We start from the raw sequence: 21,572 nt of genomic DNA on the forward strand, positions 1-21,572 counted from the left end.
TAACACCTGTAAAGTGGTATTCTTTAAAAGAATTACACAAATATACGGAGTATTAAATATAAAGATACAGTTATATTAAAATATTTATTTATTATAAGATAAATAGATGACAGGACGTCCCTGATATTTCTAGGATTGTCTCATTCTCAGGTAAAACACAGGGTTAGTAGATAAAAAGCAGAGGGAACTTATATCACAATAGAATACGAATAACCAATGTTATGACAAATTTCTTAGTGAGTGCGCTTCCATTAATTACATTTTGCAGAGCTGTCATTTCAGGTAACTTAATCACTTGGAAACATTTCTTGTATACTTCGTTAAAAGATGGTTAATTCAGCTTAAGCTTAACAAGAGGTAAATCACCCGTAAACATTCTAACAGACCAACTCAAAGCATGAAAAGAATATTTGTTACCGGCATGACTGCAGCCATACTGCTTTCCTGCTCTACTCAGAAAACCACCTCCACCACAGACACAACAAGCACCACTACCCAAACGCAAGCACCTGAGGCTCCTGATCTAAAGCAACAGGCCCAAACGTTTATCGATAACTATTCAAAGCAATTCCAGCAGCTTTATACAGCTTCGGCAGAGGCAGAGTGGCGCTCCAACACCCACATTGTGGAAGGCGATGCCACAAATGCAGCGGCCACACGTAGGGCTAACGAAGCACTGGCTGCTTTCACGGGTAGCACGGAAAACATTCAGCAGGCGCGTACATTTATGGAACAGAAAAACCAGCTGGATGACCTGCAGGTTAAGCAACTGGAAGCTATACTTTATGCAGCCGCCAACAACCCGCAAACAGTGCCCGATGTAGTTAAAGCGCGCATCAAAGCTGAAACGGAGCAAACTGAAAAGCTATACGGCTACGACTACAAACTAAACGGCAAGTCCGTCTCCACCAACGACATCGACAACATCCTGAAGAATGAAAAGGATGTGAAGAAGCGTCTGGCGGCATGGCAAACCAGCAAGGAAGTAGGTAAGAACCTGCGCGAAGGCATCCTGAACCTCCGCGATCTGCGCAACAAGACCGTGCAAAGCCTTGGCTACGATGATTACTTCAGCTACCAGGCTTCTGATTATGACATGAGCCGGGAGGAAATGATGAGCCTGATGCAAAAGATAAACGAGGAGCTTCGCCCGCTCTACCGTGAACTGCACACGTACGCCCGTTATGAGCTGGCTAAAAAGTATGGCGTAAAGCAGGTGCCGGATTACTTGCCTGCCCACTGGCTGCCAAATCGCTGGGGCCAGGACTGGAGCCCGATGGTAGAAGTAAAAGGCCTTGACCTGGACGCCGCTTTGAAGCCGAAGGGCGAAGAATGGCAGGTAAAACAGGCAGAGCGGTTCTATGTTAGCTTGGGCTTCCCGAATCTGCCAGCTTCTTTTTACGAGAAATCAAGCCTCTACCCTTTGCCGGCTAATGCCAAGTATAAAAAGAATAACCACGCTTCTGCCTGGCACATGAACCTGGAGGATGATGTGCGCTGCCTGATGAGCGTTGAGCCAAATGCCGAATGGTATGAGACCACCCATCACGAGCTGGGCCATATCTATTATTACATGACATACACCAATCCGGATGTGCCGGTATTGCTTCGTGGTGGAGCAAACCGCGCCTATCATGAGGGAATCGGCAGCTTAATGGGGCTTGCAGCCATGCAGAAACCGTTCCTGGCTAACCTGAACCTGATCGATAAGAATGCTAAGACAGATGAGATACAGACCCTGCTGAAAGAGGCCTTAAGCTACGTAACTTTTATACCTTTTTCTGCGGGCGTAATGAGTGAGTGGGAACACGACTTTTATGCTAAAAACCTTCCGGCAGACCAGCTGAATAAGCGTTGGTGGGAACTTGTAAAGAAGTACCAGGGTATTGTGCCGCCAGCGGAGCGTGGTGAACAGTTCACCGATGCCACTACCAAAACGCACATCAACGATGACCCGGCTCAGTACTATGACTATGCTATGTCGTACGTGATCCTGTTCCAACTACACGACCACATCGCAAAAAACATCCTGAAGCAGGACCCGCACGCGACCAATTATTATGGCAACAAGGAAGTAGGAAATTTCCTCCGCGACATCATGTACCCGGGTGCCTCTGCTGACTGGCGCAAGATGCTCAAAGACAAAACAGGAGAAGAGCTTAGTGCACGCGCCATGGTAGCTTATTTCCAGCCGCTGATCGATTACCTGAAGGAGCAAAACAAAGGCCGTAAGTATACGATCTAAACGAAAGCTTTAAATATACTTCATACTGCAATGCTTAAGCAAACAAAAGGGGCGATGGTATATATCGCCCCTTTTGTTTATACTTTAAGTAAGTGGTTGCTACATATTATACCTCAGTAATTTACTTCCAGCGCAGGCACGTCTACAAGGATAAGGGATGCTGCAGAAGTAGCATGGATTGAGACTACTTCCTGGTCATCAAGACGTATCTGATCATGCCGGTCTGCCTCAATGCTGTTGATCACCAAGCTTCCGTCGAGCACATAGATCAGAGATCTTCGGATCTTGAACGTACGGAAATCTATATTCTCGCCCTGGCCCAGAGTAGCGTGGTATACCGTAGAATTGGAGTTCATGAAAAGTACATCTTCCAGCACTTTTTGCCCGGTTACCAGCGGAACGAGTTTGTTTTTAGTATCCGGGAAGTCCACCTTCATCTGTTCATAAGAGGGTGCCAAACCGCGTTTGTTCGGCAGAAACCACAACTGCAGTAAATGTGCTTCCTTGTCCGATTCGTTGGTGATGGAATGCGTGACGCCAGTACCGGCTGTGATTCGCTGTACTTCGCCAGCAGCAAGCCTCGATTCGTTACCCAAACTGTCTTTGTGGGTCATCTCTCCGTCCAGCAAAATGGTCACAATTTCCATGTCGGCGTGCGGGTGCAGCGGAAAGCCTGAATGAGACGAAACAATGTCATCATTGAACACACGTAGCGGACCGAACTGCACATTAGACGGGTCGTAGTAATCGGCGAAAGAGAACAGGTAAGCTGACTGCAGCCAGTCTCCTACACGGGCTTCGTGGCGTTCGGAAGCGTTTATAAGTTTTATCATGCGCTTTCTGGTAAAGGTTTGGCGATAGGTTATCTCCTTTGGATAATGTTGCTGCTATGCCTTTACGCATAAACCGCTTACTTGTTAAGAAACATGCTGTGTGGGCCGCGTAGAGGGTATAAAAGCAGAGATCCTGCACATTGCTGAGCAGGATCCCTCTTTAATTCAGAAGTATGATTAATCTACTTTCTTCAGTTTCTGTACTTCCTTCTGCAGGTCCAGCACGATGGAAGAGAGTTTATCGAGCGACAGATCTGCAATAGGGAAAGTGGAGCTGATGTAGGATTTTGCTTCCCATATCTCCAGGATGTCTTCTACGTGCAGTTCATAAGGCGCATAAACCGGGTTGTCTGAATGCAGGCGCAGCGAAGATGCTTCCTGTATCTTATTATAAACCCTTTTGAAGACCACGCCCTCTTTCTGGCTTACAATGATACAGGGAGTACCATCTTTTATACTGCTCCAGTCTTCGATGTAGCGGCCAACTATGACAGTGCCCGAAGCAATTGGCAGCATGGAATCACCACTGATTTCAAAGGCGCGGAATGTGCCGCTATTGCCGAGCATTGGAAGCCGGAACCGGGGTAGTTCTTCTATAAACTCCGGATCAGCATAACCATTCAAGTAACCGGCACTTGCTTTGTGCGGCACCAGCTCAATGTTTTCTTTCTGATCCTCGTCCACTGTAATGGCCAATACCCGAAGCTTGCCTCCGGTAGCACCAGCCGATCCCACAGATTTTCCTGTTGAACTGGAAAGATCTGCAGTTATCAGTTCATCCAGTGATATATTAAAAAGCTTTGCAATATTTACCAGCGTACTTAGCTTCGGCTCAGCTCTCCCCTCTTCGTATGCGCCTACCAGCGAACGCTTTATCTCCAGTTTTTCGGCCAATTGTGCCTGTGTATAACCTGCATTTTTTCGCAGATGCCTTATGTTGGAAGTTACCATATCCACTGCTTTGCCAAATAAATTAGTTATGTTTTTAGCTCATACTTGTAAATGAGCTGATTAGATGTAAATATACTAAAAACATGTAATATATACTAATCTTTTTAGCAACAAAAGTTTATTTGTAGCATTTTATTGCAGTAATATTCCTTAAATATTGTTAAAGTAGATTTATCTTTCTTTAAATAGTTATATTCAAAGATTGTATTCTTTTCAGAGGATTTAATTTGCTAGATAGATACAAATTAAATTAAATTTAGAGGAGCATCTCAAGATATGTGTACAAAGAATATGCGCTAATAATGCGTCTATAGGGCACTCTATGTGTTCAATGGCCTCTTATTAGCTTTAAAAGCATTGTTCTTGCTAAGAAAGGTGCAATAAGGCGTTGTTCTAAACCAATTTTCAAGGAGCAAAAATTTATTTTTCCTAATTCTTCAAAGTATGAACTAATTGAGAATTGATAAGGTTACGGTAACTGTCAAAAAAAAGTTAAACGATAAAGAAATTTTTCAACTTAAGCCAAAATCTATGAGTACGTTTACAAAAGCTATGTCTTGCGTTGTGCTTGCTTCTGCATTAGCATTGACAGGATGCCAGAAAGAAGAATTAATGGATGAGCAGTTTGCTTCGGCTGCTGTGGCATCAGAGAATGGAAAGGCTATCGAAGGCCAGTACATTGTAGTTTTCAAAAATGGAAACGGCCTGAGCGCGGTTAATGTAGGGAACTTATCGACCGGCGAGCGTGCCGCATTCTCAAGCCTTCGTGAAAGTCTTCTGGAAAGTATAGCGTTGGATAAAACATCGCTTCAGCAAACGTACGAAGGAGCTGTTAATGGCTTCGCTGCCCGTTTAAGTGCTGCGCAGGTCGAAAAACTTCGCAGAAACCCGGAAGTAGCGTATGTAGAGCAAGACCGTATTATCACACTTGCTAAACCAACTACTACTTCTGGTTCTACAAAAGGTGGAGGCAGTACCAAAGGCGGTAAAAAAACAACCGAGCCTGCTCCAACTCAGCCAACGGATACTACCACCACAACTACTCCTACTCCAACACCAACCGAGCCGGTACCCACCGAACCAACTCCTACAGAACCGGTAGCTTCTTATACCAAGATCACTCCGGTGGCTGGCGAGCATTTGCCATGGAGTGTGAGCATGACCGGTTACGGTGATGGAACCGGTAAAACGGTTTGGGTAATCGACTCTGGTGTTGACACGGATCATCCGGACCTGAACATTGACCTGGCTCGCAGCAAATCGTTTATCTATGATGTTGCTTCCATTGAAGACGGATACGGCCATGGCACTTCTGTAGCTGGTGTAATCGCAGCAAAGAACAATGGGAGCGGCGTGCTTGGTGTGGCTTCTAATGCCACGATCATTGCTCTTCGCGTATTCGACGATGCTGGTGCAGGTACGGTTTCGCGCGCCATCAACGCTGTTAACCATGTAATTTCAAACGCTAAAGCCGGTGATGTGGTAAACATGAGCCTTGGTACAGGTATATCTTCTACACTGGACAATGCGGTAATGACAGCAGCTGGAAAAGGCATCTTGTTCTCACTTGCTGCCGGTAACAGCGCTGTAGATTGCTCCGGTACTTCCCCTGCTCGAGTAAACGCACCTGGTGTGTACACTATTTCTGCTATGGATAGCTATCAGCGTCTGTGGTCTGGCTCTAACTATGGCTCAGGTGTTGATTTTGCAGCCCCTGGGGTTAACATTACAGTAGCTGTAGTTGGCGGTGCATTTGCAAGCGGTGCTAACGGTACTTCCTTCGCAGCCCCTCACGTAGCTGGCATCCTGTTGCTAAGAGGTAATGTGTATGCAAAAGGTACCATCACTGGCGATAAGGATTCTACTCCGGACCCAATCGCTTCTGTAGAATAAGCGTAACTTTATAATAATAAACAGAGCGGCCACCCGTATTATGGGTGGCCGCTCTGTTTTTATACTTTATACTTCAAAATAAAAAGCTGTAATTACCAGGCGTATTGCTTTTTATACATAGCCACAGATAACCTGATTTTAAAGTACTCATATCTTTCTTCCAGATGCTCAAACAGGTCTTTTAGTTTCGCCTCAGGCCCTAATGCTTCGATTGCTTCTACAATCGCTTTATACTCCCGTTTCGATACAAAGTCCTGCACCGGCACATCGTAGCCCTGCTCCAGTAAGGTGGCCAGGTGCGAATAGATGGTGATCGGGTTAAGGTTGCGCTGCTGTGCTATTTGTTCCGGTGTATAGCCCTGCTGGTACGCTTCCCAGGTGAGCAAGTGCGTGGCGCCTTTAAGTTTGCTGCCTTTTGCCTGCTCTTCGGTTACAAAGCTGATGATCTCGTTGATGAAGTCATGGCCGTAGCGCTCAAACTTCTGCGCACCTACCCCGCTGATAGCCAGCATGGCGATGCGATTGGAAGGCTTTTCGACTGCCATCTCCTGCAGCGTTGTATCGGTAAACACCACATAAGGCGGCACGTTGTGTTGATCGGCAATACGCTTGCGCAACGCACGCAGCCGCTCAAACAGGGCATCTTTGAGTACCTCTTTTTTCGGGCGCGCCTTTATTTGTGGTTCTTCCTGCTGTTTTACCTCTTCAAACTTCACCAGATTGACCCTGCGACCATCAAACAGCACCTGTTTGCTCTGCTCGGTCAGTTTTAAAGTATAATTCTGATCATAGGCCAGATCTATCAGGCCGGCGTTGAGCATCTGGTGCAGGTACCGTTGCCAGTCCATGGTGCTCACGTCGCGGCCGGCTCCGTAGGTCTTGATCTTATCAAAACCGGCAGAAAGCACCTGGCTGTTTCGGGAGCCGCGCAGCACGTCTATCAGCAAGCCCATGTTGGCCTGTTCCTGGGTACGGGCAATGGCAGAAAGCGCTTTCTGTACTATAACGGTTCCATCAAAAGTGGTGGGCGGGTTACGGCAGATGTCGCAGTTGCCGCAGTCTTTCTCCATAGTCTCGCCGAAGTACTGCAACAGGATACGGCGCCTGCAGATCGAGGCTTCGGCATACTGCTGCATGCGGTCCAGCTTTACGAGTTGCAGTTCCTGCTGGCCTTTCTCTCCTTCGGTCAGCATCGAGCGCAGGTTCATCACATCCGCGAAACTGTAAAACAGCAGCGCCTCCGAATTAGCGCCATCCCGACCGGCACGACCGATCTCCTGGTAATAACTCTCTATGTTTTTAGGCAGGTTGTAGTGGATCACCCACCGCACGTTCGACTTATCGATGCCCATACCGAAAGCAATGGTAGCGCATACAATCTGAACGTTATCGCGAAGAAAAGCTTCCTGTGCTTTGGCACGCTCCTGCGGCGACATACCGGCATGATAGAACGTAGCACTGAAGCCGTTCGATTTCAGTTTAGCCGCCAGGCTCTCCGTCGCTTTACGGCTTAGGCAATAAATGATGCCCGGTTGCTTGTGATGACGCTCCAAAAAATCAGTGATCTTGTTGAAGCGGTTCTGTCCGGGCTTCACTGTTAGATTAATGTTGGGCCTGTCGAAGGAGGCGACAAATACTTTGGGATCTTGTAAGTATAGCTGCTCCTGGATATCTTTTTGCGTGAGCCTGTCGGCGGTAGCGGTAAGCGCTATTACCGGCACCTGCGGAAACTGCTGCTTCAGAACTTTCAGTTGAGTATACTCCGGTCGGAAATCATGGCCCCAGGCCGAGATACAGTGGGCCTCGTCTACAGCAAAGAGCGAAACCTTGATGTGCTTCAGGAAAGAGAAAAAGCCCGGCGAAAGCAGTTTCTCCGGAGACACATACAGCAGCTTCATCTTACCGGCCACACACTGGCTTTCGATCTGGCGCTGTTCTTCCGCTCCCTGCGAGCTGTTCAGGTAAGCAGCCGGTATACCGTTTGCAAGCAGCGCTTCTACCTGGTCTTTCATCAGCGCGATCAGCGGCGATACGACCACGCAAATGCCTGGTTTTACAACCGCAGGCACCTGGTAACAAACCGACTTGCCACCACCTGTCGGCATGAGCACCACCACGTCCCTGCCCTGCAGTACGTGGGTGATGATCTGCTCCTGCATGGGCCGGAACTGTTCGTATCCAAAGTATAACTTAAGTGCTTCGCGCGCCTCTCTGATATCCATAGGTAAAGTTTAATTGCAAGCGCCGGGAATGCCAGCTACTTGTCTTTTTCAATATTCAAAGTTAACCATAAAATCTGTGATCCGGGTTCAGAAACGGTACCTGAAAGCAGATCAAAATAACTAACTCCCCCTGACCCCGTATTTTTAAATCATTGATAACCTATAAAGTATAAACTATGAAATCTGAGAGAACCAACCAACTGGAGCACATCCTTGTAAAATGTATGACAGCATGCGAGACGTGCGCTACCATGTGCCTCCAGGAAGACGATGTAAAAATGATGGCACGCTGCATCATGCTGGACCGCGACTGTTCTGATATCTGTACCATTACTGCGCGTTTTGTTGCCCGCGACTCGGCGCATGCCAAGCACGTAATGAGAGAGTGTATCGAGATTTGCAGATTGTGCGAGGAAGAGTGCCGCAAGCACAAGCACGACCACTGCCAGAAATGCGCCGACGCCTGTGCCGAATGTGCAGAAGCCTGTGAAGCCTGGATGGCAGGCCGCTAAGTATAAGCTATACTGATAACTCTATAAAAGCAGCAGGGCCGGAAGTATAACCTCCGGCCCTGCTGCTTTAAGTATAAATCTTATTAAAAGATCAGGTCAAGTATAGCTCCGATCACCGACATGACCAAACTAAAGATCAGCGCCCAGATAAATCCATCGACATCAAAGCCTGCCACCAGGTAATCTGCCAGCAGTATGATGAGCGCGTTGATAACGAGCAGGAACAGACCCAGTGTCAGTATCGTGACAGGTATGGTCAGGAAGATCAGAATAGGTCTGACGATCGCATTAAGCACTGCCAGCACTAGGGCCAATATCAAGGCAGTTACAAACCCGTCGATCTGAACGCCCGGTAAAATATAGGCAGCCAGCATGGCGGCTACACCTGTCAGTAATAGTTTTACAATAAATCCCATAGTCTTATCTTTCAGATATATAGTGTAAGTATAGTATATTCTTACTGCAATATACGGAAAGGCAAGCTGTAAGGATCAGAAACCAAGCTGTAAGGATCAGAAACTATGCTTCCAGTCGCTTCTGCGATACAGCCATCCAATTGCAAAGCTTGTACAGCAAGCGGGCTCCTACGTTACCGTTCCACTCCGTGTCGCCTGGTGCTACTTCGCAAAGGTCAAACCCGATGATCTCACGGCCCGATTTTACCAATGCTTTGATCAGGTACACAGCCTGCTCAAACTCCAGGCCACCCGGAACCGGTGTTCCCGTGCCAGGGCATAGCTTCGGATCAAGGCCATCGATATCGAAGCTGATGTATACTTTCTGAGGCAGTTGCGCGATTATCTTTTTGCACTCTTTTTTCCAGCTGTCGCCCTCGTACTGGTTTTCCTTCATCACAGCATCGTAGAAGATCGTAACACGACCATTTGACTGTTCGGCCAGTTCTGCCTCAGATTGCGCCAGGTCACGAATACCTACCTGTACCAATTTTTTTACCTGCGGCAGCTTCAGGGCATTGAACATGATGGAAGCGTGCGAATACGTGAACCCTTCGTAAGCATCGCGCAAATCGGCATGGGCATCGATCTGAAGTATACCATACTCTTCGTGCTTCTCAGCAAGTGCATGCATCAGGCCCAGTGGCGTGCTGTGGTCTCCCCCGATCACACCTACCAATTTACCCTGCTCCAGGTATGCCAACGATTTTTTCTTCAGCCACTGCAGCAATTCCTCTCCATGCCGGGTTACTTCAGCTCCCAGGTTTTCAAATTGTTCTTTGCTTTCCTCCGGGCTACCCTCTTCCAGCCAATTGATGTAGGCTTCTGCTTTCAGGCGCAGTTCCGTGCTGAGCCCTTCCCACTCTTCGGAGATCTCTTCCATGGCTATGCCCAGCTTCCAGGCATCTTTTATACCTGGTTCGAAAAGGTCAAGCTGCGGGGAGGCTTCCATAATAGCCTGTGGCCCACCGGCCGTACCGGCGCTGTAGGAAACCGTTACTTCCCACGGAATCGGGATCAACACAACTTCCGCTTCGTCTATTGTAAAAGGAAGGCCAAAAAGACCCGCATTCACGTCACCTACTCCGTTCGGGTCGAAGCTGGCAATTTTCTGTTCTTTGCTCTTAGTTGGTTGGTTCTGCGGAGTATTCATCGGTAACGTTCGTTGGTTTTGAATTTAACAGCTCGCGCACAAAGTTCGGCAGTGCGAAAGCGGCCATGTGTATGTCTTCGTTATAGTACTTGAGTCCGTGCGTTTGTGAGAAACGGGCGGCTGCTTCGCGGTCGTAGCGCAGCGGGTGTGCCTCTCCTTTAGATGAGTAAGAGAAGCTCCAGGTACCGGTCGGATACGTTGGAATAGCAGCCAGGTAGCAATGCACCTTTTCTGATCCGAAGATCTGCTTGTAGGTGTCGTATATCTCAACAAACACGCCTGAATTGAAACGTGGTGACTCGCTTTGCGTGATCATTACGCCATCTTTGGTGAGACAGCGGTATACTTCCTGGTAGAAAGAGGCCGTGAACAAGCCTTCGCCAGGGCCTACCGGATCGGCAGAGTCGATAATGATCAGGTCGTATTGCTCGTCTGCGCAGTCTTTGATGTATTTTATACCATCCTCAACCAGCAGGTTAAGGCGCGGGTTATCAAATGCGACAGCTGTTTCAGGCAAGTGCAGTTTGCAGGCTTCGATCACAAGTTCGTCAATCTCTACCAGCGTAACTTCTTCGAGTTGCTCGTAACGCAATAGCTCACGAACGGTTCCACCATCGCCGCCGCCAATAACCAAAGCCCGCTTTGCTGTCGGATTGCTGAACATCGGCACATGCGTGATCATCTCGTGGTAAACATACTCATCTTTCTGCGTGCACATCACCATACCATCCAGCGTCAGCATGTTTCCGTAAGCAAGGGTTTCGTATACTTCCACACGCTGGTAAGGCGAGTCTTTCTTGTATAGCTGGCTGCCGCTGTGCTTCAGGGAGAGGGCAATATTCTCGTCACGCTCCGTAAACCATACATCCCGCGTAATGGTACCTGCCTTTTCAGTTGGCTTAGGAGAAACATCACGGAGCGACTCCAAGTTGAAATCAAGGCGATTGAGCAGGTCCAGCTGACCCCGGCGACACTCCATCGCGGAACCATGGCTGGCTTCGAAAGCATCTTTCAGGTACCTGTACGATACCCATGGATCAACAGAATCGCCGCAGGTAAAAAGGTCTACTGCTGCATAGCCATACTCTGGCCAGGTATGTATAGCCAGGTGGCTTTCCTGAATTACCACCACACCAGACACGCCATAGGGCGAGAAATGGTGGAATGTACTATTGATAACAGTAGCTCCGGCTGTTTCGGCAGCGGCAACCATGCTATTTTCAATATGAACGACATCGTTCATGAGCTCAGGAGAGCAGTTGTAAAATTCTACCAGAATGTGTCTTCCTAAGGCGTTCATTAATGGGTATGAAAGGTGAAAAGATCTAATTTTGGCAAAAAAACGAAATCTATAGGTATAATCAAATATTAAACAACGTGGTATATCTTTAGATAGTTGTCCCTCATTAGGTTACACTTCAAAGTATAAATTCACAGAATCAACGGCATTGTACGTCATCCGACATACTTCTCTATAGCAGTTTTCCTGCTATAGTAAATCTACGTCATCAACAGATTATTGGCTGCTATTAGGTGTAGGCTAATAATGGTAGTTGTACTTACGAGGAAAGGTATAAAGGAGAAGTTATACTTGCTGCCAGGCAGAGATGCAGGCAGTACTATAAACTAGCCAGTAGTATAGATAGGAAATCAGTGTGAAAACTACTGATGAAGATTCCGGTTATCGAAACTGTAACCGGATACAGCATTAAATATATCCTGAGACTTTTATACTCAGTATACTTCAGTATGATCTTTTAAATGATTGATTCTGAAGAAGCTCAATCTTATACAGAGCATAAAGGCTTATCCAGCACATACTAAATTGGGGCAGCCGGGCTGCACATAACAGTGCTCTTTACGAATCAACAAGCACACTTTTTTTGTTGGGCACTTGTCCAAACTGCACCCATACTTGTATGAGAAGCGATTCTATGCTCCATCCTGCATGTCTTTTCTATCGATCATTAAAGTGCGGATAATATCCAGAATCTTAAGCAGCGTGTTCGTATCAAAGAACAGCAGCAAAGGCAACTCCACCTTCTTGAAATTATGGGTAAACTGGGTGATAACCGTGAACACGAGGGGTTGAAACAATGGATGCTGAACCAGGATATCCTTTAAAGAATCGGCTATGTGGCTTTTGGGTGCCCGTGGCGGAGAACCGTAGATGTTGGCCTTTAAGATATTGGCAAGCTGGGTAACCAGCGCACCAGTAATGATGTTGCTTATTTCCAGCAGCAGAGATTCCTGCATAACAGAAAGCTCTCCTTTCTGTACATCCAGCATGTTCAGGCATACTTCAGACAAACGTGCTATATGGTCGTCAGAGAACAGCATGAGCGTAGCGCCATTAAAGTCACCTTTGATATCGGACTGGATGATAACGTGGGTGCTTTCATACTTTGATACCAGTTGCAACAGCTCTTTTACCTCGATCAGCTGGATATCCGGTACTTTCAGCAGCACTTTATCTTTGGCAATGGCTGCAAAGGAGTCGGCTGCCCGCGCCAGGCCAATATTCAGTATCTCCTTGATGATATCTCTTTCTAGCTCCGATACATGAGGATCCATCATTGTAGTCATGTTAGTAGTTTTCTCTTCCATCCCTGCAGTGCCTATCTTCTGTTTGTAAAATAACGGGTTATAGCAGGTACATCCAGCACTAGGCATACTTTGCCTGTTCCCAGAAGTGTTACGCCACCATATAAGTCAATTTTATCAAGCGGCTTGCTAAGTGGCTTTACCACTATATCCTGCTGCCTGTACAGTTTGTCAACTATTAAGCCAAGTTTCCTGTTGTTGTAGGACACAATAATAATGTCCTGCACCTGCCCTTTTAATTTGGTCTTATCACCAAGGCGCATAGCAGTTTCTTTGGCATTTAAGAGCTCATGCAGGTAAGCTACCGTGATGGTCTCCCCTTTTATGTTCGCTACCAGCACATCGCCAACTTCATGTAGTTCGTCTTTATCCAACGAAACTACCGACTCGGTGTGCATAAGCGGAATTGCATAAAAAATTTCATCAACCTCAAACAACAACGCCCCTTTTACGGCGATTGAGGTTGGTAGTTGTAACGTCAACGTCGTGCCTTTACCCTTTACGGAGTCAACGCTGATCCGGCCGCCTATTGAGTCAATTGCATTCTTAACCACATCAAGGCCAACACCACGCCCGGAAAACTCCGTAACTTCCTTCGCCAGCGAAAAGCCAGGCTCAAATAAGAAAGAAAGCGCTTCTATATCGGGTAGTTCGTTGGCAACAGCGGCAGAAAGTAAGTGACGATCCACTGCAGCCTTTTTAACCTGCTTCAGGTCAATGCCTTTGCCATCGTCGGTTAGTCTGATGATTACGTTATCGCGATCGCTGCGGGCAGTAAGCGAAATCTGTCCCTCCCTTGGTTTTTCTTTCTTGATGCGCTCTTCTGGCTTTTCGATGCCGTGCGTAATAGCATTGCGTACCAGGTGCAGCAAAGAGTCTGTAATGATCTGAAGTATATTACGGTCGATCTGAATATCCTGACCAGATAACTCAATATTTACTTCCTTCTTTTCTGCAACAGCGATATCGCGGACAATGCGTGGGAATTTGTTGAACAGTGAGCCAATAGCAACCAGGCGCGCGTCCATTACACTGTATTGCAACTCTTCTGTGATGCGATACAGATGCGAGCTTACACTCTTCAGGTCATCGTTTTCAAGCTCACGGCTAATGGAAAGAATACGGTCTCTGTCGATCATGAGCTCCCCTACCAGGTTAAGCAGGTGGTCCAGCTTTTTGATCTGTATATAAATCAGATCCGAAAGCGACAGATTTCTGGAGGTATTGTATTTCTGTACTTTCGCCAGTTCTATCGTGCTGTCAGAAAGACTGTCTACGATAATATCGAGGTTGCGCAGCAGCACCGGGTCTGCTTCGCCGAAGCTGTCATTATCAATGTTGTTGATCAGGTCGCCCAGCAGGTCGATGCCATCAAAAAGCACTGTAACTACTTCGTCGCTGAAATTAAGCTCCTTGTTACGGATAAGACTGAAGGCTGTCTCAAGCTTATGCGACACATCCGAGATCTGCAGGTAGCCGATCGCCTTAGCATTAGCTTTCAGATTATGGAGCAAACGGAATATCTCCGCAAGAACCTGATCGTCCTGCGGCTTTCGCTCCAGCTCACTGATGTGCCTGTTCAGCGCATCGTAGTACTCGAGCGCCTCTGCTATAAATATTTCTTTATATTCCTGTTCTCTCGATTTCATGTAATGCTGTCAGTTGCACTGACCTCGTGCTGCTGCGCCATAAACCCGTTTATAAAGTGCGGGATATCTGACAAAGGCAGCACTTTGTTAATGTAGCCGCTTTCGATAGCGGACTTCGCCATACCAAAGATGGCAGAAGATTCTTCGTTTTGAGCGATGATGATGCCTCCCCGCTCCTGAATAAGACTGGCACCAACGGTACCGTCTTTACCCATACCGGTCAGGATGATGCCGATAACATGCTTCACCTGAGTTTTAGCCACCGATTTCATCAGCAAATCAACCGAAGGCTGATCAAAGGTAACGGCTGGCTCATCTGTAAAACCAATCATTAAATTGTATGGGTTACCCAAATGGGCTTCAACAACCATGTTGCGCCCTCCTGGTGCAACTATAATTTTGCCTGGCTTAAGTGGCAGACCGCTTTTCCCTTCCATAACCTTCAGCGGAGTAAGCTCCTGAAGTCGCTTAGAGAAAGTTTTTGTAAAGCGCTCCGGCAGGTGAACTGCCACCAGCACGGTTGCCTTCAGATCTTCTGTAAGCTGGCGTACGATACTTTCAATTGCCTGTGTACCTCCTGTAGATGCACCTATCACAATGACCGTGTCTGCTGCAGCTGTTTTGCGATGTACATGCTGTTCCGGAACAAGTACATCCTGCTCCAGCAACTGTATGCGCCGCTCCACGTCCCAGTATTCCGATTCACGAACAGCCCGTACTTTCTGGATCAGCTCATCTCCAACATTGCGGTAATTGGGGCGCATTTCAGGTCCAGGCTTCAAAACGATGCCGTAAACTCCGACCTCTGTTGCTTCTTTTATCAGGTCCAGGGTCAGCTTTTCCTTTTCGATCAGCAAAAGTATAGGTGCAGGAGCTTCGCTGAAAACACGCTTTAGGGTAAACAGTCGTGAGTTCTTGGGTAGTTTATAATCAACAATCACCACATCCGGCTGTACAACTTTCAGCTGCTGTAAAAGCTCATCGCCATCGGCTGCCATACCTGCTATGGTAATGTCAGATTCCGAGCCTAAGATATCTTCCAGCACCAACCTTGTGTAACTCGATTTGTCTGCAATAAATACCCTAAGCTTTTGTACTTGATCCTTCACTGCCAAAAATCACTCAATAAAAACAAGAAGAGGCTTAGTTCTTCCCGTTGCCCTCTAGCACTTTATTCACAGTTTCCAGCACCTTCTCTTCAGAGAATGGCTTCACGATATAGGATAATGCACCATTTTCGATGGCTTCATTTACGATCACTTCCTGGCCAACGGCACTTACGATGATCACCTTCATGTCCGGCTGCTCGGCTTTGATGCCTTTCAGAACATCCAGCCCTGTATTATCCGGCAGGATTACATCCAGCGTAATAAGGTCCGGTTTAGTTTCTTTTGCCAGCTCAAGTGCTGTCTGTCCGTTAGGAGCCTCACCTACTACTTCATAACCTGCGTCTGTGAGCATGTTTTTCAGCATGGTGCGCATGTAGAAGGAGTCATCTACAATCAGTATTCTTTTCATACTTTGAGGTATAGCTTCTGTATCTGTTATAAGCTTAATCTACCAGTTCCTTTATTTCATCGTTTGTCAGGATCTTGTACATATCCAGCACGATGATCAGGCGGTTTTCTAATTTGGCAATGCCCTCGATATAATTTTCGTGCACATTGATGTCCTGTAAGAACGCAGGCGTTTTGTCTATTTTAGACATGGTCAGGTTAAGCGACTGCGGTACTTCCCGCACCACTACTCCTATTTTGTAATCCTTCGCCTCAATTACGAGTGTATAGGTAATATTTGGATTTATACCTTCCGCAACCGGAGCAGGACGTATGCCGAAACGCTCTTCCAAATCCATGATGGCTATGATATCACCACGGATGTTGGCTACGCCGCGCACGAAATCAGGAGTTCGCGGCATACGGGTTATACTTGGCGTAACCGTTACTTCCTTTACCTGCTCAATCTTGATGCCGTACTCTTCGCTCCCGAGCTTAAATGTGATAAGGTGAATTGTTTCCTCGCCTGATGCGCCTTTTGTTGCTGCTTCCAGGCTGCTAACCTCTTTGGATTCAGAGGGTGGAGCCACCTCAGTAGCTGACTCCACCTGAATTTCTGTTTCCTTTTCTTTATCTTTCTTCATCTAAATCAAGATCTTATCTGGAAGACTTGCCATCAATCGATCTACCGTTTGCTGCCCCTGTATTTCCAGTAGCCAACCGGCTATTGCCTGTTATAGCTTTTGTCTGCTTGCTTCGAGCAGGTACAGAAGTCAGTCGACGGGCTTTATTGTTATTAAATACCAGGTTTCCGTCAACCAGCTTGAAGGCTGAAATACTGATCTGCAGATCTGCAGCAATGTCGTTCAGGTTCTGAGACGAAGATGTCAGCTCCTGCATGGAAGTGGAAAGCTGCTTAGCTGTACCCGCTACCTGCTGTGTACCGGAAGCTGTTTGCTCTGCAATGGCTACTACTTCCTCCACATACTTCACTACGTCACCGATAGAAGATTTCTGTACTTCGGTCGCTGTCAGGATGTCCTGGGCAGTGCGAAGCGTTTCACCACTGGATGCGGCAATGTTTTTGAAGGCGCCGGATGCTTCAAACGTAGCATTCTTACCTTTCAATACACGGCCCTCCATCGTAGATATCGCTGTCGCAGCAGAAGCTGTATCTTTCTTCACGTCTTCTACCAGCGTGGCAATCTCACTGGCCGACTTGCGGGAACCTTCAGCAAGCTTTCTGATCTCTTCGGCAACCACCGCGAAACCTCTACCCGCCTCACCTGCTCTGGCTGCCTCAATAGCAGCGTTCAGGGCAAGCAGGTTAGTCTGCGAAGCAATGTCAGTGATCACACCCAGCGACTTGGATATTTCCTGAGAACGAGCGCTCAATACTTCAATCGTTTTGGCAGTTAAGGCCGCAGAGCTGGAAATTTCTTCCATGTTCTTCACCACTTCCGCCACAGTTTTCAGACCCAACTGAGAAGTTTCCTCACCCAGCAATGCCGACTTGTTCACTACTTCCGCACGGTTCGCCGTGTCTTTCGTAGTTTTCATGATCTCTTCAATCAGTTTAAAGGCCTGGTCTGTCTTGAGTGCCTGGTTCTGAGCACCTTCCGCCATCTGTTGCATGGCAAGGGCAACGTCCAGTGTCACACGGTTCATTTCAAGACCTTTGGCAGCCATTTCTTCCGAAGAGCTACCAACTACCAGTGAAGAATCGTTTATTTCTCCAAGCAGCGTATTCAGGTTTTCAACCGCAAGGTTCAGTGCGTTTGCCATGTCTAAGATATCACCAGCAGTCTGTGCCTCTACTTTCTGGGTCAAATCACCCTCAGAGATCGCACGTACTACGCGGGATACGTCCAGCACCGGCGTTACAATGGACTCCAGCAGATCGTTCAGTGTATCTACCAGTTCTTTCCAGCTGCCGCCAACACCTTGCAGTGTCGCACGCTCGGTCAGTTTACCTTCCACACCCGCTACTCTGGCCACACGGCTAACTTCACCAGCCAGACGGTTCAGGTCAACCACCATGGTGTTGATTGTATCAGCCAGATCAGCCACCTCACCACGGGCTTCCAGTGTCAGCTTCTGGGTAAGGTCACCTTTTGATACCGCTGTTACTACTTTTACTATACCTCGTACCTGTGTTGTCAGGTTGGAGGCCATCGTATTTACATTATCTGTTAAGTCTTTCCATACACCGGCTACGTTCGGTACAATCGCCTGGCCACCCAGCTTACCTTCGGTACCTACTTCCAGCGCCACACGGGTTACCTCACCGGCAAAGATGTTAAGTGAGTCCACCATTCGGTTGATGTTTTCCTTCAACTCACCCAGCTCACCTTTCACATCCACAGACACTTTCTGAGTCAGGTCGCCTTTCGCTACCGCAGTCGCAACTTTTGCAATGTCACGTACCTGAAGTGTCAGGTTCGACGCCATCGTGTTCACGTTGTCGGTCAGTTCTTTCCAGGTACCACGTACTTTAGGTACATTGGCCTGGCCACCCAAGCGTCCTTCAGTACCTACTTCACGAGCCACTCTTGTTACCTCATCCGCAAAGATGTTCAGGGAGTCCACCATCTGGTTCAGGTTTTCCTTCAGATCCAGGATCTCACCACGGGCTTCAACCGTGATCTTCTGGCTTAGGTCACCTCTCGCAACCGCTGTGGCTACTTTGGCAATATCACGTACCTGAGATGTCAGGTTAGACGCCATGTAGTTTACGTTATCCGTAAGGTCCTTCCAGGTTCCACCTACGTTAGGCACATTGGCTTGACCGCCCAGTTTACCTTCCGTACCTACTTCACGTGCTACTCGGGTTACCTCGCTTGCAAACGAGCTCAGCTGGTCCACCATGATGTTGATCACGTCTTTGATCTGCAGGATCTCGCCACGCACATCTACCGTGATCTTCTGGGTCAAATCGCCACTTGCAATCGCAGTAGCCACTTTCGACACGTCGCGCAGCTGCACCGTCAGGTTACCTGCCATCGCGTTCACGTTATCGGTAAGGTCTTTCCAGGTGCCGGCAACACCCACAACATTGGCCTGGCCGCCCAGCTTACCTTCTGTACCCACTTCACGGGCAACGCGTGTTACCTCACTTGCAAACGAGCTCAGCTGGTCCACCATGATGTTGATCACATCCTTGATCTGGAGGATCTCGCCTCTTACATCTACCGTGATCTTCTGGGTCAAATCGCCACTTGCAATCGCAGTAGCTACTTTCGACACGTCACGCAGCTGCACCGTCAGGTTACCTGCCATCGCGTTCACGTTATCTGTTAAGTCCTTCCAGGTACCGGCAACACCAACTACTTTGGCCTGGCCGCCCAGCTTACCTTCGGTACCCACTTCACGGGCAACGCGTGTTACCTCACTTGCAAACGAGCTCAGCTGGTCCACCATGATGTTGATCACATCCTTGATCTGGAGGATCTCGCCTCTTACATCTACCGTGATCTTCTGGGTCAAATCGCCACTTGCAATCGCAGTAGCTACTTTCGACACGTCACGCAGCTGCACCGTCAGGTTGCCTGCCATCGCGTTTACGTTGTCGGTAAGGTCCTTCCAGGTACCGGCTACATTTGGTACGTAGGCTTGGCCACCCAACTGGCCTTCGGTACCTACCTCAAGTGCCACACGGGTTACCTCACCGGCAAAAATGTTCAGAGAGTCCACCATCTGGTTCAGGTTTTCCTTCAGATCGGCAAGCTCACCTTTTACATTTACAGTTATTTTCTGGCTCAGGTCACCTTTCGCTACCGCAGTCGCAACATTTGCAATGTCACGTACCTGTGAGGTAAGGTTGCTGGCCATGTAGTTTACGTTATCGGTCAGTTCCTTCCAGATACCGGCCACGTTTGGCACGTTTGCCTGACCACCCAGAATACCTTCGGTACCTACCTCACGTGCTACACGCGTTACTTCCGCGCCAAACACATTCAGTCGGTCCACCATGTCGTTCAGGATGTCTTTCAGATCACCTAACTCGCCTTTAACATCAACTGATACTTTCTGCGTTAAATCGCCCTTCGCCACCGCAGTTGCTACATTGGCAATGTCACGTACCTGTGAGGTCAGGTTACCTGCCATCAGGTTTACATTGTCAGTAAGCTCTTTCCAGGTACCTTCTACATTCGGTACTTTGGCTTGTCCGCCCAGTTTACCTTCTGTTCCTACTTCACGGGCAACGCGGGTTACCTCACCGGCAAAGATGTTCAGAGAGTCCACCATCTGGTTGATGATGTCTTTCAGATCGGCCATCTCGCCTCTTACATTCACAGTGATTTTTTGGGTCAGGTCACCTTTCGCTACCGCTGTAGATACGTTGGCAATGTCACGCATCTGAGAGGTCAGGTTACTGGCCATGGTGTTCACGTTGTCGGTGAGGTCTTTCCAAACCCCGCCTACGTTCGGCACTTTGGCCTGGCCGCCCAGCTTACCCTCGGTACCAACTTCACGGGCCACACGGGTTACCTCGTCCGCAAATACGTTCAGGGAGTCCACCATCTGGTTCATGTTGTCCTTCAGCTGAGCAAACTCACCGCGTACATCCACCGAAATTTTCTGCGCCAGGTTACCTTTCGCAACGGCAGTTGCCACGTTAGAAATGTCTCGTACCTGAAGGGTCAGGTTCGAGGCCATGGTATTTACATTATCGGTAAGGTCTTTCCATACACCGGCTACGTTTGGTACCGATGCCTGGCCACCCAGCTTACCTTCCGTACCTACTTCCAACGCCACACGGGTTACCTCACCGGCAAACAGGTTCAGGTTGTCGATGGTACGGTTGATCGTTTCCGCCATGACCTTGAAGTCACCGGAAACCGGGATCTGGAATGTCTCGTCCAGGTTACCGCGGGATATGTTCTTAAGTACTTTGCCTACTTCCAATACCGGAACGGCAATGGAATCCACAAGACCGTTGATGTTGTTGATCATGTCCTTCCAGAAACCGGAAGCGTTTTCGGCAGAAGCACGGGCCTTCAGGTTACCTTCCACACCCGCCACTTTCGAAATACGGGACACCTCCCCACCTACACCACCGATCATTTCCACCATCGAGTTGTAGGCTTCAGCGATCTCGGCAAAGATGTCGTTGTTCTGCTTGGTTAGTCGCACAGAGATATCGCCTTTTTTAAAGGCATCCAGTGCGTACAACACTTTGTTCAGTTGTTCGCTTATATATTCCTGGTTTTGTGGCAGCACCTGGGCTTTGGTAGCTTTTCCGTTTCCACTGCTCTTCAGAGGAATGGTAGCAGGAGGAGCTACTTTTACTTCAGGAGCCTCTTCCTTAACCTCGGCAGGTTTGACGGGATCATCCACTACAGTAGCAGTAGAAGCGCCGCCATTATCCTGTTTTGCCTTTGCGGCAGGTGCTTTTTCAGGATTGGCTTCTCCTTCACGTATGAGCTTGTCTTTGCTCAACTTCAAATTTTTACCTAAGGCCATATATAGTTTTGTTGATCTGGTTTTTTGCAGAAAATGTCAGGCAGCTACAAACTCAGTAAGTATAAACCTGATTTCATAGTGTGCATTTCCTGT

15 protein-coding genes are annotated in these 21,572 nt (G+C 47.9%); 3 read left to right on the forward strand and 12 right to left on the reverse strand.

Annotated features, from left to right (window positions below; genetic code table 11):
- Positions 1 to 397: 397 nt before the first annotated feature.
- The gene (locus MJ611_RS11520; protein ID WP_250429938.1) at positions 398 to 2,245 is read left to right on the forward strand and encodes a M2 family metallopeptidase; all 1,848 of its coding nucleotides are present in this window, start codon (positions 398 to 400) and stop codon (positions 2,243 to 2,245) included.
- Between the two features lie 113 nt (positions 2,246 to 2,358).
- Here MJ611_RS11520 and MJ611_RS11525 read toward each other — a convergent pair whose 3' ends face one another.
- The gene (locus MJ611_RS11525) at positions 2,359 to 3,078 is read right to left on the reverse strand and encodes a pirin family protein (RefSeq protein WP_250429940.1); all 720 of its coding nucleotides are present in this window, start codon (positions 3,076 to 3,078) and stop codon (positions 2,359 to 2,361) included.
- Positions 3,079 to 3,255: 177 nt separating this feature from the next.
- Positions 3,256 to 4,035: an XRE family transcriptional regulator gene (locus MJ611_RS11530; protein WP_250429941.1), complete on the reverse strand. Its 780-nt coding sequence runs from the start codon at positions 4,033 to 4,035 to the stop codon at positions 3,256 to 3,258.
- 525 nt (positions 4,036 to 4,560) lie between these two features.
- On the opposite strand from MJ611_RS11530, the gene MJ611_RS11535 reads away from it, so the two are divergent.
- Positions 4,561 to 5,922: a S8 family serine peptidase gene (locus MJ611_RS11535; protein WP_250429942.1), complete on the forward strand. Its 1,362-nt coding sequence runs from the start codon at positions 4,561 to 4,563 to the stop codon at positions 5,920 to 5,922.
- 92 nt (positions 5,923 to 6,014) lie between these two features.
- Here MJ611_RS11535 and recQ read toward each other — a convergent pair whose 3' ends face one another.
- Complete coding sequence (gene recQ, locus MJ611_RS11540) at positions 6,015 to 8,144, reverse strand: DNA helicase RecQ (protein WP_250429943.1); 2,130 nt, start codon at positions 8,142 to 8,144, stop codon at positions 6,015 to 6,017.
- Between the two features lie 176 nt (positions 8,145 to 8,320).
- On the opposite strand from recQ, the gene MJ611_RS11545 reads away from it, so the two are divergent.
- Complete coding sequence (locus MJ611_RS11545) at positions 8,321 to 8,656, forward strand: four-helix bundle copper-binding protein (RefSeq protein ID WP_250429944.1); 336 nt, start codon at positions 8,321 to 8,323, stop codon at positions 8,654 to 8,656.
- Positions 8,657 to 8,739: 83 nt separating this feature from the next.
- On the opposite strand, the gene MJ611_RS11550 is transcribed toward MJ611_RS11545, so the two are convergent.
- The 9 genes from MJ611_RS11550 to MJ611_RS11590 all read right to left on the reverse strand — a co-directional run bounded on the left by MJ611_RS11550 (position 8,740) and on the right by MJ611_RS11590 (position 21,479).
- A complete protein-coding gene (locus tag MJ611_RS11550) occupies positions 8,740 to 9,072 on the reverse strand; it encodes a phage holin family protein (RefSeq protein ID WP_250429946.1) in 333 nt (110 codons plus the stop codon).
- Positions 9,073 to 9,175: 103 nt separating this feature from the next.
- The gene (locus MJ611_RS11555; protein ID WP_250429948.1) at positions 9,176 to 10,264 is read right to left on the reverse strand and encodes an agmatinase family protein; all 1,089 of its coding nucleotides are present in this window, start codon (positions 10,262 to 10,264) and stop codon (positions 9,176 to 9,178) included.
- Positions 10,236 to 11,564 carry a polyamine aminopropyltransferase gene (gene speE, locus MJ611_RS11560; RefSeq protein WP_262921644.1) on the reverse strand — a complete coding sequence of 443 codons (1,329 nt, stop codon included), beginning with the start codon at positions 11,562 to 11,564 and terminating at the stop codon, positions 10,236 to 10,238. The genes MJ611_RS11555 and speE overlap by 29 nt, the downstream gene beginning before the upstream one ends.
- A gap of 632 nt (positions 11,565 to 12,196) precedes the next feature.
- Positions 12,197 to 12,850, reverse strand: coding sequence for a chemotaxis protein CheC (locus tag MJ611_RS11565; protein ID WP_250429951.1), 654 nt, complete (start codon positions 12,848 to 12,850; stop codon positions 12,197 to 12,199).
- Between the two features lie 32 nt (positions 12,851 to 12,882).
- Positions 12,883 to 14,517, reverse strand: coding sequence for a chemotaxis protein CheA (locus MJ611_RS11570; protein WP_250429953.1), 1,635 nt, complete (start codon positions 14,515 to 14,517; stop codon positions 12,883 to 12,885).
- Positions 14,514 to 15,626, reverse strand: a complete 1,113-nt coding sequence (locus tag MJ611_RS11575; protein WP_317233140.1) for a chemotaxis protein CheB — start codon at positions 15,624 to 15,626, stop codon at positions 14,514 to 14,516. Before MJ611_RS11575 ends, MJ611_RS11570 begins: the two co-directional genes overlap by 4 nt.
- Before the next feature lie 34 nt (positions 15,627 to 15,660).
- Positions 15,661 to 16,035 (reverse strand): response regulator, encoded by a 375-nt coding sequence (locus tag MJ611_RS11580; protein WP_250429955.1) that lies wholly within the window; start codon positions 16,033 to 16,035, stop codon positions 15,661 to 15,663.
- 34 nt (positions 16,036 to 16,069) lie between these two features.
- Positions 16,070 to 16,657 carry a chemotaxis protein CheW gene (locus tag MJ611_RS11585; RefSeq protein ID WP_250429957.1) on the reverse strand — a complete coding sequence of 196 codons (588 nt, stop codon included), beginning with the start codon at positions 16,655 to 16,657 and terminating at the stop codon, positions 16,070 to 16,072.
- Between the two features lie 13 nt (positions 16,658 to 16,670).
- Positions 16,671 to 21,479, reverse strand: a complete 4,809-nt coding sequence (locus MJ611_RS11590; protein ID WP_250429959.1) for a HAMP domain-containing protein — start codon at positions 21,477 to 21,479, stop codon at positions 16,671 to 16,673.
- Positions 21,480 to 21,572 lie beyond the last annotated feature (93 nt).

This window comes from Pontibacter ruber, assembly GCF_023630205.1.
Taxonomy (GTDB): Bacteria; Bacteroidota; Bacteroidia; order Cytophagales; family Hymenobacteraceae; genus Pontibacter; species Pontibacter ruber.

Bases quoted from the DNA above. Each gene is read 5' to 3' on its own strand.
- MJ611_RS11520 (WP_250429938.1), top strand. From the start codon at position 398: ATGAAAAGAATATTTGTTACCGGCATGACTGCAGCCATACTGCTTTCC.
- MJ611_RS11525 (WP_250429940.1), bottom strand. From the start codon at position 3,078: ATGATAAAACTTATAAACGCTTCCGAACGCCACGAAGCCCGTGTAGGA.
- MJ611_RS11535 (WP_250429942.1), top strand. From the start codon at position 4,561: ATGAGTACGTTTACAAAAGCTATGTCTTGCGTTGTGCTTGCTTCTGCA.
- recQ (WP_250429943.1), bottom strand. From the start codon at position 8,144: ATGGATATCAGAGAGGCGCGCGAAGCACTTAAGTTATACTTTGGATAC.
- MJ611_RS11545 (WP_250429944.1), top strand. From the start codon at position 8,321: ATGAAATCTGAGAGAACCAACCAACTGGAGCACATCCTTGTAAAATGT.
- MJ611_RS11550 (WP_250429946.1), bottom strand. From the start codon at position 9,072: ATGGGATTTATTGTAAAACTATTACTGACAGGTGTAGCCGCCATGCTG.
- MJ611_RS11555 (WP_250429948.1), bottom strand. From the start codon at position 10,264: ATGAATACTCCGCAGAACCAACCAACTAAGAGCAAAGAACAGAAAATT.
- speE (WP_262921644.1), bottom strand. From the start codon at position 11,564: ATGAACGCCTTAGGAAGACACATTCTGGTAGAATTTTACAACTGCTCT.
- MJ611_RS11565 (WP_250429951.1), bottom strand. From the start codon at position 12,850: ATGACTACAATGATGGATCCTCATGTATCGGAGCTAGAAAGAGATATC.
- MJ611_RS11570 (WP_250429953.1), bottom strand. From the start codon at position 14,517: ATGAAATCGAGAGAACAGGAATATAAAGAAATATTTATAGCAGAGGCG.
- MJ611_RS11580 (WP_250429955.1), bottom strand. From the start codon at position 16,035: ATGAAAAGAATACTGATTGTAGATGACTCCTTCTACATGCGCACCATG.
- MJ611_RS11585 (WP_250429957.1), bottom strand. From the start codon at position 16,657: ATGAAGAAAGATAAAGAAAAGGAAACAGAAATTCAGGTGGAGTCAGCT.
- MJ611_RS11590 (WP_250429959.1), bottom strand. From the start codon at position 21,479: ATGGCCTTAGGTAAAAATTTGAAGTTGAGCAAAGACAAGCTCATACGT.